Below are 15,281 nucleotides of genomic sequence, written 5' to 3'. Positions count from 1 at the left end.
GCAACGCCGGCGTCGCGTTTGGCCGCATCACGCGCCAGCGCGAGCGACGCCACACCGCCGATCACGACGATCGCCGGCGAGCCGAGCCCCGCACGCGCCACCGCCTCGGCGAACTCGCGAAGCGGCGCGAGCACATGACGCTGCTCAGGCCGCGTCGCCGACTCGATCGCCGCGCACGGCGTGTCGGCGGACATGCCGGCCGCGAGCAATGCGCGGGCGATCTCGCCGAGCCGGCGCATGCCCATATAGATCACCAGCGTCATGCGCGTCGCGGCGAGCGCGGCCCAGTCCGGTTCGCCACTGCCGCCGGCGCCGTGGCCGGTGACGAACACGACGCCCTGCGCGTGATCACGATGCGTGACCGCGATACCGAGCGCCGCGGGCGCCGCGATGCCAGCCGTGATGCCGTTGATCACGTCGACTTCGATACCCGCGGCCTGCAGCGCCTGCAACTCTTCGCCGCCGCGGCCGAACACGAACGGATCGCCGCCCTTGAGCCGCGCGACGCTGCGCCCCGCGCGCAGATGCCCGAGCATTTGCGCGACGATGTCGGCTTGCGGCGTCGACGGATGGCCGCCGCGCTTGCCGACGTACACGACTTGCGCGTCGGTGCGCGCGAACTGCAGCACGTCGGGATTCACCAGATCGTCGACGAGCACGACATCGGCCTGCGCGAGCGCACGGGTGGCCTTCAGCGTGATCAGTTCGACGTCGCCGGGACCGGCGCCGATCAGCCAGGCGCGCGTCATCGCGGCGTGCATGGCGCGCGCCATGCGGTGATGGAAGAAGAGACGCGGCGTGCGACAGCGCGCGCGGCGGTGAATATAGAGGTCATGCGGAACTGCGAATCCGGGCACGCGCGATGCCGCGCTGCTACGCCTTCACATCCGTTCCCCGCGGATTCCGGCGGCCGGCGGCGCCGCGTGATGCACGGATGCAATGCGGCACCGCCTCCGCGTCTGGCCGGTATCCGGGCTGGCGGCCTCATGCGCTTCGCCTTCCCGTCCCGGTTTGTGGATTCGCGGGACAGTGGCATCAAAAAACGCATGCGCGGCACGGCGGAATCGAAGGCGAATCGAATCGCGCGCCGCAGGTCGCTTACCGTTGCGGGGACAGCACAGGTTGAACGCGCGAGGCGCTGCCTGTTTCCCGTTTAACTGCACACGCGAGCGCATGTGCGGGCACCAAACGCGCGCATACGATAGCACATGGCGCCTTGCCGGATAAGCCTCGGCGGCGCTTTCCGGCTCGGTGCGTTGCTTGACTGCGCAACGCCGCGGGCCTACACTCGCACGCACTTTGGGTGCTCGCATGCGCGCTCGTGCGCATGCAGTTAAACGGGAAACAGGGAGCCACCTGCTCTGGAGCGGCTAACCTGTGCTGTCCCCGCAACGGTAAGCGAAAAGCGGTTCCGGCTTGATAGCCGGGCACCGCAGTGCCGGCTTCGATGTCCTCGCGCAAGCTCGCGTGGACATTTCACCACTGGACGAGAAACCACTCGGCCGGGAAGGGGAAGCGGCGCTTTCGCCAGCCCGGATACCGGCCCAAAGAAGCAGAACGACCGCCGCGGGGATGCGGCGGCGCGTTCATGACCTCAGTTCCGCTTTCTGTATTTCCGTTGTCGCGGCAATGCCGTCGTTCGTCCCCGTGTCTGGTGATCGCTGGTACTGCTGCGCGTGCTTCATTCGCTCCATTCGCCAGCCGACGCGGACCCACGCGCGGACTTTCCGGCATACCGATCAACGCCAAGGGATGGACCTCACGATGCAAACTCAATTGCGCAAGATCCCCGTCACGATCGTCACGGGCTTTCTCGGCAGCGGCAAAACCACGCTGCTGCGGCACATTCTTCAGCATGCGGGCGGCAAGCGCATCGCGGTGATCGTCAACGAGTTCGGCGAGCTCGGCATCGACGGCGAAATCCTCAGGGGCTGCGGCATCGGTTGCGATGAAAACGGCGTCGAGACCGAAGGGCAATTGTATGAACTCGCGAACGGTTGTTTGTGCTGCACCGTGCAGGAAGAATTTTTCCCGGTGATGGAAAAGCTCGCGGAGCGCCGCGATGAACTCGATCACGTGCTGATCGAAACGTCGGGGCTCGCGTTGCCGAAGCCGCTCGTGCAGGCGTTCAACTGGCCGCAGATCCGCAATGGCTTCACGGTCGACGCGGTGGTGACGGTGGTGGACGGCCCGGCCGCCGCGAGCGGCCAGTTCGCCGATAACCCGCTCGCCGTCGATGCGCAGCGCAAGGCCGATCCGAATCTCGATCACGAGTCGCCGCTGCATGAACTGTTCGAAAACCAATTGTCGGCGGCCGACCTGGTGATTCTGAACAAGACCGATCTGATCGACGACGCGCGGCAGCACGAGGTCGAAGCCGCGATCCGCGCGGAGATTCCGCCGCAGGTGAAGATCGTGCGCGCTCAGCAGGGGCGGCTCGACCTGCATACGCTGCTGGGCCTCGAAGCGGCGTCGGAAGAGACGATCCACCTGCGTCATGACCACCACGGTTCCGCCGACGACCCCGATCATCACCACGATGAATTCGATTCGGTCGTCGTGCAGGCATCCGTACCGTCGCGCGACGCGGCGCTCGCCGCCTTGCAGGCGCTCGTCGAAACCCACACGATTTACCGTGTCAAAGGCTTCGCGGCACTGCAGGGCGCGGCGATGCGTCTCGTGATCCAGGGCGTGGGCCGGCGCTTCGACAGCTACTTCGACCGGCGCTGGCAAGCGGGTGAAAATGGCGACGGCGCGTTGAGCCGCTTCGTGCTGATCGGCGCAGACCTCGACCAGCACGCGCTGCAACAGGCGTTCGACGCGGCGCTCGGCGCGACGTCGAACGCGACGGCATAAACGGGCGCCCCAGCATGCATCTGCTGCGCACGACGCCGGGCGGCTTCGTCGACGATACGCAGGGCGTGATCCGCATCGATCAGCAGCCCGCCGAGATCGTCGTGCTCAGTTCCGCCGACACCACGCTGTCGCTGCTCGCGAGCGTAGTGCCGCGTCTCGGCGACGGCTTTCCGAGCGTGCGGCTCGCGAACGTCACGTATCTGCGTCAGCCTGCCTCGGTCGATTTCTATCTGGACGACGTGTTGCAGCATGCGCGCGTGGTCGTCGTCGATCATCTCGGCGGCGAAACGTATTGGCCGTACGGCATCGAGCAGGTGGTCGCGCTCGCGCAGCGCAAACAGCAAACACTCGCGATGTTTTCCGGCGATCTGCAGGAAGACCCGAACCTGCTCGCGCGCAGCACCGCGAGCGCCGAGTTGTGTCAGCAGCTGTGGCGCTATCTGCGCGAGGGCGGTCCGCAGAACGCCGAGGCGTTTTTGCGCTGCATCGCGTATCGCGCGCTCGACTGGGGGCGCGAACCCGATCCGCCGCGCGCGTTGCCGGCCGCGTCGCTGTATCACCCCGAGCGTGATACCCCCATCGTCGCCGACTGGCAGGCGCGTTGGCGGCAAGACGCGCCGGTCGTCGCGATTCTGTTCTACAAGGCGCATCTGCAGGCCGCCAATACCGCGGTGTTCGATGCGTTGATCGACGCGCTCGAAGCGCAAGGGCTCAATCCGCTGCCGCTCGCGATCACGTCGCTGAAGGATGCGGTGAGCCGCGATGTCGTGCAGTCGCTGTGCGCCCAACATGGTGTCGCGCTCGTGCTGAACACGACCGCGTTCGCCGCTTCCGCGATCGACGACCCGGAGCCGCTCGCGCTCGCCGGCGACGCGCCGGTGTTTCAGGTGATCCTGAGCGGCGGCAATCGCGAAGACTGGCTGAAGGACAACCACGGCCTCAATTCGCGCGACATCGCGATGCATATCGCGCTGCCCGAAGTGGACGGGCGCATCATCACGCGCGCGATCAGCTTCAAGGGGCTCGCGTATCGCTGTGCGCATACGCAGGTCGACGTGGTCCGCTATCAGCCCGACCTCGAACGGGTGCGCTTTCTCGCCGAGCTGAGCCGGCGCTGGTGCCGTTTGCGTTCGCTCGATAACGCCGACAAGAAAGTCGCGTTGATTCTCGCCAACTATCCGATGAGCGAAGGGCGCATCGGCAATGGCGTCGGGCTCGATACGCCGGCGTCGGTGGTCGGCATTCTGTCGATGCTGCGCGATGAAGCTTATCGTGTCGGCGAACTACCCGAAAACGGCGACGCGTTGTTGAACAGGCTGACCGAAGGCGTGACCAACGATCCGGTCGTACGCGATCTGCGTCCGGCCCTGCAAAGCCTCGCACTCGACGACTATCTCGCGCATTTCAACGCGTTGCCGGCGAGCGTGCGCGACGCGTTGAACGCTCGCTGGGGCAAGCCCGAGCAGGACCCCACGCTGCGGCGCGGCCGCTTCATGATCGCCGGCTGGCGCTGCGGCCAGGTGTTCGTCGGCATTCAGCCTGCGCGTTCGCGCGAGCACGGCGACTACGCGAGCTATCACGATGCGGAGCTCGTACCGCCGCACGCATACCTCGCGTTCTATTTCTGGCTGCGCCATCAGTTCGGCATCGACGCGGTCGTGCACGTCGGCAAGCACGGCAACCTGGAATGGCTGCCGGGCAAAAGCGTCGCCTTGAGCGACGCGTGCTGGCCCGATCTGATTCTCGGACCGATGCCGCATCTGTATCCGTTCATCGTCAACGATCCGGGCGAGGGCAGCCAGGCGAAGCGGCGCGCGCAGGCGGTGATCATCGATCATCTGATGCCACCGCTTACACGCGCCGAAAACTATGGGCCGCTGCAGGACCTCGAACGCCAGGTCGACGAATACTACGAAGCATTGATGGTCGATTCGCGTCGCGCGAAGCTCTTGCGTCGCACGATTCTGACGACGATCGTCGAGCATCGGCTGCACGAAGAGCTGAGTCTCGCGGCGCCGAACCGACAGGACGATGAAGACGCGCTGCTCACACGCGTCGATGCGTGGCTGTGCGAGCTGAAGGAAGCGCAGATTCGCGATGGCCTGCATACGTTCGGGCAGTCGCCGCGCGGCGTGCAGCGGCGCGACACGCTGCTCGCGCTCGGGCGCTTTCCGGTCGGCGATGGGCAGGGCGGCAAGGCGGGGCTCGTCGACGCGTTGGCGCGCGATCTGCGCATCGATCATCGGTTCGACCCGTTGACGGTGGATTGGGCCGCCGCATGGGACGGCCCGCGACACGAGGTATTGCAGCGGATCAGCGATGCGCCGTGGCGACATTACGGCGATACGCGCGAGCGGTTGGAATTGCTCGCGGGCGAGCTGTTGCGCGGTGTCTGCAATGTCGATTGCGATGATGCGGATCGTTCGCAGGCCGTCCCCGTAGCCGACGAAAGTCTGCCGCAAGCGGCACAGGTGATCGCACGTCTGCGCGACGACGTGCTGCCGCGTCTCGACGCCTGCGGCCCGCAGGAAATGACGCAGTTGAAACGCGGCCTCGAAGGACGTTTCGTGCCGCCAGGTCCGAGCGGTTCGCCGTCGCGCGGTCGGCCCGACGTGCTGCCAACCGGCCGCAACTTCTATTCGGTCGACACGCGCGCGGTGCCGACGCAAGCCGCGTGGGCACTCGGCCTGAAATCGGCGCAGCAACTGATCGAGCGGCATCTGCAGGAGCACGGCGATTATCCCCGCGCGATCGGCCTGTCGGTCTGGGGCACCGCGACGATGCGCACCGGCGGCGACGATATCGCGCAGGCGCTCGCGCTGCTCGGCGTGCGGCCGAAATGGGCGCCGGGCAGCCACCGTGTGACGGACTTCGAGATCATGCCGATCGACGCGTTCGATCGGCCGCGTATCGACGTCACGTTGCGCGTATCCGGTTTTTTTCGCGATGCGTTCGCGAACGTGATGCATCTGTTCGATGCGGCCGTGCAAGCGGTTGCCGAACTCGACGAGCCCGCGGAGCTGAATCCGATTCGCGCGCGCGTGCAGCGCGAACGCGATGCGTTGATCGCGCGCGGCATGGACCCGGTCGAAGCGCGCAAGCGCGCCGGCTGGCGCGTGTTCAGCGCGCGGCCGGGCACGTACGGCGCGGGTCTGCAGCAGATGATCGACTCGCGTCAATGGCAGACCGACGCCGATCTCGCGAACGCGTATCAGGCATGGGGCGGATATGCGTACGCGCAGAAGAGCGCGGGCGAGGAGGCGCATCAAGCGTTTGGCACGCGCCTCGCAGCGATGGACCTCGTGCTGCAGAACCAGGACAACCGCGAGCACGACGTGCTCGATTCCAACGACTACTACCAGTTTCAGGGCGGCATGGTCGCGGCGGTGCGGCATCTGGCAGGTCAGCAGCCGCGGGTCTATCACGCGGATCACAGCAATCCGGCCGCGCCGCGCGTGCGGACGTTGCAGGAGGAGATCGCGCGCGTGATCCGCTCGCGCGTGGTCAATCCGAAATGGCTCGACGGCGTGAAGCGCCACGGCTACAAGGGCGCGGCCGAGATCGCCGCGACCGTCGATTATCTGTATGGCTACGACGCGACAGCGCGCGTGATCGCGGATCATCAATACGCGCTCGTCGCCGATGCTTATCTGAATGACGCCGATACGCGCGCGTTCATGCAACGGCACAATCCGCATGCGCTGCATTCGATCTGCGAGCGTTTGCTCGAGGCGATGCAGCGGGGGCTGTGGCAGCAGCCGGGTGACTATCGCGCGCAGGTGGAAACGCATCTGCTTGCGAGCGAACAGCAGATCGAAGGAAGACAAACATGAATGGAGCGATGCGAGGAGCGGGCGACGCAGGTAGCTCCGCCTGTGTATCGGGTACGGCGGCGCGCCCCTTTTTTCCGTTTGCGGCGCTGATCGGCCAGGCCTCGTTGCAGCAGGCGCTGGTGCTCGCGGCGATCGATCCGGGCTTGGGCGGCGTATTGATCAGCGGGCCGCGTGGCACCGCGAAGTCGACTGCCGCGCGCGCGCTTACGGAACTGCTGCCGGAGGGAGAGCTCGTGAATCTGCCGCTTGGCGCGAGCGAGGATCGTCTGATCGGCACGCTCGATATCGAAAGCGTGCTGCGCGACGGCTCGGTGCGCTTCTCGCCGGGGCTGCTCGCGAAGGCGCATCGCGGCGTGCTGTACGTCGACGAAGTCAATCTGCTGCCCGATGCGCTCGTCGATGCGTTGCTCGATGCGGCGGCGAGCGGCGTGAATACCGTCGAACGCGATGGCGTGTCGCATAGTCATGACGCGAGCTTCGTGCTGATCGGCACGATGAATCCCGAAGAGGGCGAGTTGCGGCCGCAATTGATCGACCGCTTCGGTCTGATGGTGGAGTTGCAGAACGCGTTCGAGCCGCAGGTGCGGCAGGCGATCGTCAAAGCGCGGTTCGCGTTCGATCTCGATCCCGCTGGGTTTCGTACCGTTCACGCGGAGCAGCAGGCTTCATACGTGCAGCGAATTCGCTCGGCGCGCGCGGCGCTGCCGCTGCTGTCGTTCGATGACGCCGTCCATGCGCGCGTGAGCGCGCTATGCATCGACGCGGCCGTCGACGGTTTGCGCGCCGACCTCGTGATGCTGCGCGCGGCGCGCGCGCTGGCCGCATTCGAACGGGCAGGTGCGGTGACGGTGCGGCATGTGGAGCGCGTTGCCGATCCGGTGCTGCTTCATCGGCGGCGTCAGCATGATTCGCAACATGCGAATCAGCGCCGGCCAGAAAGCGAGGCGCCGGCACGGGACGTCGCTGAGGGTGCGTCTGGCGATACGGCTGCATCCACGACACCTTCCGCCGACTCCGACTGGGGCTACCTGCCGCCCGAGCCGACGGCGGCTTTGCCTGTCAAAGGCGTCATTGCGCTCGACGCAAAAAAACGCTGAGCCATCGGAAAGGCGCCGCCGCTGACTCGCGCAGCGGTTTTCGATGGCGACAAGGCGTGGGGGCGGATTCGCGCGACACGTCGCGCGGCGAACCGGGCAGGCGCATTGCATGGCCACCGACGCTCGCCGCGATGCGCGAGCACACGCTGCGTCGTGAGCATCTGCGCTTCGTACGGGAAGTGCCGCGTGGCGGTGTGCTGCATTGTTTCGTGCTCGATTGCTCCGGGTCGATGCTGGCGGGCCAACGCCTCGCGTTGGCGAAGGGTCTACTGACTGCCTTGTTCGACCGTGCGAGTGCGATGCGCGCCGAGGCTGCGCTGATCTGCTTCGGCGGTGCGGGAGCGGATGTGCGCTTCGGCCCGGCCGTGCCGCGCTGGTGGAACGAGCGATGGCTCGCGCCCGTGGGCGGAGGCGGCGGTTCGCCGCTCGCGTTGGGCGTGCGCCGCGCCGCGCAACTGCTCGAACGCTGCGCGCGGCGACGGCCGGCCCAGCAGCGCTGGTTATGGATTCTGACCGACGGCCGCACGAGCGACGAACCCGCGCGGCCGGCCGACGTCGATGAAGTCGTGTTCGTCGATTTCGAGCGTGGTGCGATACGGCTTGGTCGTTGCGAGGTGCTCGCCAATGCCTGGGGAGCGCGGCGGTTGACGCCGGAAGAGTTGCTCGGCTGATCGATGTGTGCGCAGCGAGGTCGGCGCTGCTGTGTCCGCACGCGCGTTGCTTTTGTGGCCGTACCGCTTATTTCAGTCCGTTGGACCAGTGCTGCACATCCTCCTGACGATCGAACACGAACACCTTCATCGCCATCTGTTGAACGGAATCGAGTTGATCCAGTTCGAGCCCATGCATGGACGGCTCGCCAGGCGCTTTGCCCTTCTGAACGTTGCGGATCACCGCCGTCGTCTCGATCTGTGAATCGTATTCGGCCGACTTCAGCCGGAACGCGATGCGCAGCCGCTCGCCGACTTCGCCCAGTGTCCATGACGCACTCAACGACATGCCGAGCGCGCTGATGCCCTTGGCGAGTCCAAGGCCTTCGTAAGTGTCACCGCTCCCGCCGATGCCAAACCGCACGGGCAGGTGCGCATGGACGCGGATCGATTTGCGCTCACGGAGCCGGCGGACCATACCGGGCCTCGACAACACGGCATAGTCGAACGGCACGCGGCAGACCGCATCGACCGTGCAGACGAAACGGAACACGGCCTGACTCGCGATCGCGACGACCTCGACGTTCTCGCCGGGCGTGAGCGGCAGCGGTTGGCCCTGCAGCATCGGCGGCGTGACGAACAGCGCATGATTCGGCGCGAAACCGATGATGCCGCAAGGTTGCATCGGCGCGCCGCTGCCGAGTTGCGAACGCATGCCGATCAATGTGCCGATCTCGAGGTGCATGTCTTTCAGCGTCAACTCACCGGCGTGGTCAGGCTGGGCGGTTGGCGCCGGCGGTTGTTGTGCGCCGAGGTCGAACAGGTCGCCGCGTTGCGGGCGGAAGTGTTGAAACAGAAAGGCGCGCTCGTCGGTGGTCGCGAGCGTCGTCGCGCTTGCGAAGAGCAGCGTGCCGTCGGCATCGACGATCGGCCATGGGAGCGGCGTGCCTACCGGCACCGTATCAGGCTCGAGCATCGGGGATGCCGCGGCGGGCTGGGTGTCCTCGACGTGTGCGTCGACGAGATTGTCCATAGTCGGCAGCTAATTTAAGTGGCGGGATGATCTGATTGACGGCGGGGAAGGGTAGAACTTTAATTTGGGGAGCCGTGGTGAGTTCGAGCCGTGCTCGGACTACTTTGTTTTGTCGGTATCAGGACTTCGGCGGGTTGAATCGGATGACTAACTATTTCCGCCGATTTTTGATCTGGCCAGAGTTGACTCTTTTTTAGGGCTGGCGGCAATGCGATGGAGATGGCAGTCTTTGCTCACAAAAGAAATTCGCAGAAGGGTATTGACGTGTTGTTGACCGCTCTCCATAATCTCGTTTCTCTGCTGCAGACGCAGCGACGCAAACGAAGCAGTGCCGGGTAGTGGTGGTTCAGGCGCGGCGGGTTTGGCGGACCGATCTTTAAAAACTAACAGTCGATAAGTGTGGGCGCTTGATGCGGAATGCGGCGGCGGATTCTCCGGAATCTGCTGTCAGGCAGAAGTATCAGAAGCCTCACACAGTATTGGAGGAAGGTTTGTCTGTCGAAAGACGGATCAATCATCGTCAGTACGTTGAGTGAGCGACCGGGTTCGAGAGAGCCCGAACACAGTAACAGGTTTGAACTGAAGAGTTTGATCCTGGCTCAGATTGAACGCTGGCGGCATGCCTTACACATGCAAGTCGAACGGCAGCACGGACTTCGGTCTGGTGGCGAGTGGCGAACGGGTGAGTAATACATCGGAACGTGTCCTGGAGTGGGGGATAGCCCGGCGAAAGCCGGATTAATACCGCATACGCTCGGGAGAGGAAAGCGGGGGATCTTTCGGGACCTCGCGCTCAAGGGGCGGCCGATGGCAGATTAGGTAGTTGGTGGGGTAAAGGCCTACCAAGCCGACGATCTGTAGCTGGTCTGAGAGGACGACCAGCCACACTGGGACTGAGACACGGCCCAGACTCCTACGGGAGGCAGCAGTGGGGAATTTTGGACAATGGGCGCAAGCCTGATCCAGCAATGCCGCGTGTGTGAAGAAGGCCTTCGGGTTGTAAAGCACTTTTGTCCGGAAAGAAAACCTCGTGGCTAATATCCGTGAGGGATGACGGTACCGGAAGAATAAGCACCGGCTAACTACGTGCCAGCAGCCGCGGTAATACGTAGGGTGCGAGCGTTAATCGGAATTACTGGGCGTAAAGCGTGCGCAGGCGGTGCTGTAAGACCGATGTGAAATCCCCGGGCTTAACCTGGGAACTGCATTGGTGACTGCAGCGCTGGAGTATGGCAGAGGGGGGTGGAATTCCACGTGTAGCAGTGAAATGCGTAGAGATGTGGAGGAACACCGATGGCGAAGGCAGCCCCCTGGGCCAATACTGACGCTCATGCACGAAAGCGTGGGGAGCAAACAGGATTAGATACCCTGGTAGTCCACGCCCTAAACGATGTCAACTGGTTGTCGGGCCTTCATTGGCTTGGTAACGTAGCTAACGCGTGAAGTTGACCGCCTGGGGAGTACGGTCGCAAGATTAAAACTCAAAGGAATTGACGGGGACCCGCACAAGCGGTGGATGATGTGGATTAATTCGATGCAACGCGAAAAACCTTACCTACCCTTGACATGTATGGAATCCTGCCGAGAGGCGGGAGTGCCCGAAAGGGAGCCATAACACAGGTGCTGCATGGCTGTCGTCAGCTCGTGTCGTGAGATGTTGGGTTAAGTCCCGCAACGAGCGCAACCCTTGTCCCTAGTTGCTACGCAAGAGCACTCCAGGGAGACTGCCGGTGACAAACCGGAGGAAGGTGGGGATGACGTCAAGTCCTCATGGCCCTTATGGGTAGGGCTTCACACGTCATACAATGGTCGGAACAGAGGGTTGCCAAGCCGCGAGGTGGAGCCAATCCCAGAAAACCGATCGTAGTCCGGATCGCACTCTGCAACTCGGGTGCGTGAAGCTGGAATCGCTAGTAATCGCGGATCAGCATGCCGCGGTGAATACGTTCCCGGGTCTTGTACACACCGCCCGTCACACCATGGGAGTGGGTTTTACCAGAAGTGGCTAGTCTAACCGCAAGGAGGACGGTCACCACGGTAGGATTCATGACTGGGGTGAAGTCGTAACAAGGTAGCCGTATCGGAAGGTGCGGCTGGATCACCTCCTTTCCAGAGCTGTGCATTCCCTGCACTCAAGTGCTCACGCTTATCGGCTGTGGTTAGAAGCAACGCAGGCAGGCTCAGGGGTCTGTAGCTCAGCCGGTTAGAGCACCGTCTTGATAAGGCGGGGGTCGATGGTTCGAATCCATCCAGACCCACCAGTGTCTTGTCTGGTGAGCTGAAGGGCTGGGGCCGCTGGACTATCTGTGGGACTGGGGGATTAGCTCAGCTGGGAGAGCACCTGCTTTGCAAGCAGGGGGTCGTCGGTTCGATCCCGTCATCCTCCACCAATCCTCAATGCGCAGGGTTCTGCATGAAGGCAGAGCGTTGCGCATTGGCGATTGAGCCAGTCAGAGCGGTACACAGTTTGACTGTGATATCGGCTGTCGTTCTTTAACAATCAGGAAGAAGTAGTAAAGAGATTCACGAAAGGCACCTGGAGATGGGTGCCGAGTAGGTGAATCAGGGTTGTGATTGTATCGATGTATTTTAAAGGTGATCGAGAGATCGCTTTGGAATACGGCGCAACACGAATACTCAACCTGTAGCGAGTGCGTCTATCCCCTCCGGGGATGGGACCCACGTAAGCGCTAAAGCGCTAACGTGGGTCGACACAGAGACACACCCGTTATAGGGTCAAGCGAACAAGTGCATGTGGTGGATGCCTTGGCGATCACAGGCGATGAAGGACGCGGTAGCCTGCGAAAAGCTCCGGGGAGCTGGCAAACGAGCATTGATCCGGAGATGTCCGAATGGGGAAACCCACTCCTAATGGAGTATCCGTAGCTGAATCCATAGGCTGCGTGAGGCGAACGCGGTGAACTGAAACATCTAAGTAACCGCAGGAAAAGAAATCAACCGAGATTCCCAGAGTAGTGGCGAGCGAAATGGGATCAGCCGGTACACGTTATCTGTATTGTTAGTCGAACGCTCTGGAAAGTGCGGCCATAGCAGGTGATAGCCCTGTAGACGAAAACAGCATGGAAGAACTGGGTGTACGAGAAGTAGGGCGGGACACGTGAAATCCTGTCTGAAGATGGGGGGACCATCCTCCAAGGCTAAATACTCGTGATCGACCGATAGTGAACCAGTACCGTGAGGGAAAGGCGAAAAGAACCCCGGGAGGGGAGTGAAACAGATCCTGAAACCGCATGCATACAAACAGTCGGAGCCTCTGCGAAGGGGTGACGGCGTACCTTTTGTATAATGGGTCAGCGACTTACATTCAGTGGCGAGCTTAACCGATTAGGGCAGGCGTAGCGAAAGCGAGTCCGAACAGGGCGTCCAGTCGCTGGGTGTAGACCCGAAACCAGGTGATCTATCCATGGCCAGGTTGAAGGCACGGTAACACGTGCTGGAGGACCGAACCCACTAACGTTGAAAAGTTAGGGGATGAGCTGTGGATAGGGGTGAAAGGCTAAACAAACCTGGAAATAGCTGGTTCTCTCCGAAAACTATTTAGGTAGTGCCTCGTGTCTCACCTTCGGGGGTAGAGCACTGTCATGGTTGTGGGGTCCATTGCGGATTACTACGCCATAGCAAACTCCGAATACCGAAGAGTGCAATCACGGGAGACAGACATCGGGTGCTAACGTCCGGTGTCAAGAGGGAAACAACCCAGACCGCCAGCTAAGGTCCCCAAATATGGCTAAGTGGGAAACGAAGTGGGAAGGCTAAAACAGTCAGGAGGTTGGCTTAGAAGCAGCCACCCTTTAAAGAAAGCGTAATAGCTCACTGATCGAGTCGTCCTGCGCGGAAGATGTAACGGGGCTAAGCCATATACCGAAGCTGCGGATGCACAGTAATGTGCATGGTAGGAGAGCGTTCCGTAAGCCTGCGAAGGTGCACTGGAAAGTGTGCTGGAGGTATCGGAAGTGCGAATGCTGACATGAGTAGCGATAAAGGGGGTGAAAGGCCCCCTCGCCGTAAGCCCAAGGTTTCCTACGCAACGTTCATCGGCGTAGGGTGAGTCGGCCCCTAAGGCGAGGCAGAAATGCGTAGCTGATGGGAAGCAGATTAATATTTCTGCACCATTGTGAAATGCGATGGGGGGACGGATCGCGGAAGGTTGTCCGGGTGTTGGAAGTCCCGGTCCTTGCATTGGAGAAGGCGCTTTGGCAAATCCGGGCGCAGAATTCAAGGGTGCGAGGCGAGCCACTTCGGTGGCGAAGCAACTGGAAGGGGTTCCAGGAAAAGCCTCTAAGCTTCAGTTTCACAGTGACCGTACCGCAAACCGACACAGGTGGGCGAGATGAGTATTCTAAGGCGCTTGAGAGAACTCGGGAGAAGGAACTCGGCAAATTGGTACCGTAACTTCGGGATAAGGTACGCCCTCATAGCCTGACTGGCCTGCGCCAGAAGGGTGAAAGGGTTGCAATAAACTGGTGGCTGCGACTGTTTAATAAAAACACAGCACTCTGCAAACACGAAAGTGGACGTATAGGGTGTGACGCCTGCCCGGTGCCGGAAGATTAAATGATGGGGTGCAAGCTCCTGATTGAAGTCCCGGTAAACGGCGGCCGTAACTATAACGGTCCTAAGGTAGCGAAATTCCTTGTCGGGTAAGTTCCGACCTGCACGAATGGCGTAACGATGGCCACACTGTCTCCTCCCGAGACTCAGCGAAGTTGAAGTGTTTGTGATGATGCAATCTCCCCGCGGCTAGACGGAAAGACCCCATGAACCTTTACTGCAGCTTTGCATTGGACTTTGAACCGGTCTGTGTAGGATAGGTGGGAGGCTATGAAGTTGGGACGCCAGTCTCAATGGAGCCGTCCTTGAAATACCACCCTGATCTGTTTGAGGTTCTAACCTTGGCCCGTGATCCGGGTCGGGGACAGTGCATGGTAGGCAGTTTGACTGGGGCGGTCTCCTCCCAAAGTGTAACGGAGGAGTACGAAGGTACGCTAGGTACGGTCGGAAATCGTGCTGATAGTGCAATGGCATAAGCGTGCTTGACTGTGAGACTGACAAGTCGAACAGGTGCGAAAGCAGGTCATAGTGATCCGGTGGTTCTGTATGGAAGGGCCATCGCTCAACGGATAAAAGGTACTCTGGGGATAACAGGCTGATACCGCCCAAGAGTTCATATCGACGGCGGTGTTTGGCACCTCGATGTCGGCTCATCTCATCCTGGGGCTGTAGCCGGTCCCAAGGGTATGGCTGTTCGCCATTTAAAGAGGTACGTGAGCTGGGTTTAAAACGTCGTGAGACAGTTTGGTCCCTATCTGCCGTGGGCGCTGGATATTTGAAGGGGGCTGCTCCTAGTACGAGAGGACCGGAGTGGACGAACCTCTGGTGTACCGGTTGTCACGCCAGTGGCATCGCCGGGTAGCTATGTTCGGAAGAGATAACCGCTGAAAGCATCTAAGCGGGAAACTCGCCTTAAGATGAGATATCCCCGGGGCTTCGAGCCCCTTGAAGGGTCGTTCAAGACCAGGACGTTGATAGGTCAGGTGTGCACGTACAGTAATGTACTGAGCTAACTGATACTAATTGCCCGTAAGGCTTGATCCTATAACAGGTGTGTCTCGACCCGCGGTAGTGCTTCAGCACTTACGCGGGTCCGATCCCCGAAGGGGATTGGTGTGAACTCCCGCGGGAGCTCACAGAAACGCCCGGTTGGGATTCAGTGTTGTGCCAGAAACAACACAACCCCCCCCACTCGAATCCTTTACGCTTCTTCCCGATTGGCTGTGGCGCAACCGGTTGA

Annotated in this window: 5 protein-coding genes, 2 tRNA genes, 2 rRNA genes, 1 pseudogene and 2 riboswitches; of the genes and pseudogenes, 8 read left to right on the top strand and 2 right to left on the bottom strand. The window is 61.8% G+C overall.

Annotation, left to right across the window (positions count from 1 at the left end):
* Positions 1–8 precede the first annotated feature (8 nt).
* A pseudogene (gene cobA / locus OKW37_RS30885) lies at positions 9–749 on the bottom strand (uroporphyrinogen-III C-methyltransferase); the annotation flags it as partial.
* Positions 750–944: 195 nt separating this feature from the next.
* Positions 945–1,204, bottom strand: a riboswitch (cobalamin riboswitch).
* Positions 1,205–1,284: 80 nt separating this feature from the next.
* A riboswitch (cobalamin riboswitch) is annotated at positions 1,285–1,562 on the top strand.
* Between the two features lie 202 nt (positions 1,563–1,764).
* On the opposite strand from cobA, the gene cobW reads away from it, so the two are divergent.
* From cobW to OKW37_RS30865, 4 genes are read left to right on the top strand one after another with little or no spacing between them, the layout of a single operon-like run.
* Complete coding sequence (gene cobW / locus OKW37_RS30880) at positions 1,765–2,856, top strand: cobalamin biosynthesis protein CobW (RefSeq protein ID WP_429403180.1); 1,092 nt, start codon at positions 1,765–1,767, stop codon at positions 2,854–2,856.
* 14 nt (positions 2,857–2,870) lie between these two features.
* Positions 2,871–6,689, top strand: a complete 3,819-nt coding sequence (gene cobN / locus OKW37_RS30875) for a cobaltochelatase subunit CobN (protein WP_429403179.1) — start codon at positions 2,871–2,873, stop codon at positions 6,687–6,689.
* The gene (locus tag OKW37_RS30870) at positions 6,686–7,786 is read left to right on the top strand and encodes an ATP-binding protein (RefSeq protein WP_429403178.1); all 1,101 of its coding nucleotides are present in this window, start codon (positions 6,686–6,688) and stop codon (positions 7,784–7,786) included. The genes cobN and OKW37_RS30870 overlap by 4 nt, the downstream gene beginning before the upstream one ends.
* Positions 7,787–7,842: 56 nt before the next feature.
* Positions 7,843–8,457 (top strand): vWA domain-containing protein, encoded by a 615-nt coding sequence (locus OKW37_RS30865; RefSeq protein ID WP_429403177.1) that lies wholly within the window; start codon positions 7,843–7,845, stop codon positions 8,455–8,457.
* A 67-nt stretch (positions 8,458–8,524) separates the two neighbouring features.
* On the opposite strand, the gene OKW37_RS30860 is transcribed toward OKW37_RS30865, so the two are convergent.
* Entirely contained in the window at positions 8,525–9,469 is a 945-nt protein-coding gene (locus OKW37_RS30860; RefSeq protein WP_429403176.1) for a flagellar brake protein, read from the bottom strand.
* A 576-nt stretch (positions 9,470–10,045) separates the two neighbouring features.
* Here OKW37_RS30860 and OKW37_RS30855 point away from each other — a divergent pair.
* The 4 genes from OKW37_RS30855 to OKW37_RS30840 all read left to right on the top strand — a co-directional run bounded on the left by OKW37_RS30855 (position 10,046) and on the right by OKW37_RS30840 (position 15,085).
* Positions 10,046–11,578: ribosomal RNA gene (locus OKW37_RS30855) — 16S ribosomal RNA — on the top strand.
* A 75-nt stretch (positions 11,579–11,653) separates the two neighbouring features.
* Positions 11,654–11,730, top strand: a tRNA-Ile gene (locus tag OKW37_RS30850).
* A gap of 53 nt (positions 11,731–11,783) precedes the next feature.
* Positions 11,784–11,859: transfer RNA gene (locus tag OKW37_RS30845), tRNA-Ala, on the top strand.
* Positions 11,860–12,203: 344 nt separating this feature from the next.
* Positions 12,204–15,085, top strand: a 23S ribosomal RNA gene (locus OKW37_RS30840).
* Together the 16S and 23S rRNA genes with 2 tRNA genes alongside form the textbook arrangement of a ribosomal RNA operon.
* Positions 15,086–15,281: the final 196 nt, after the last annotated feature.

Origin of the sequence: Paraburkholderia sp. MM5482-R2, from assembly GCF_050436125.1 — a bacterium.
GTDB classification, from domain to species: Bacteria; Pseudomonadota; Gammaproteobacteria; order Burkholderiales; family Burkholderiaceae; genus Paraburkholderia; species Paraburkholderia tuberum.
This window is presented reverse-complemented; position numbering and strand designations above follow the sequence as displayed.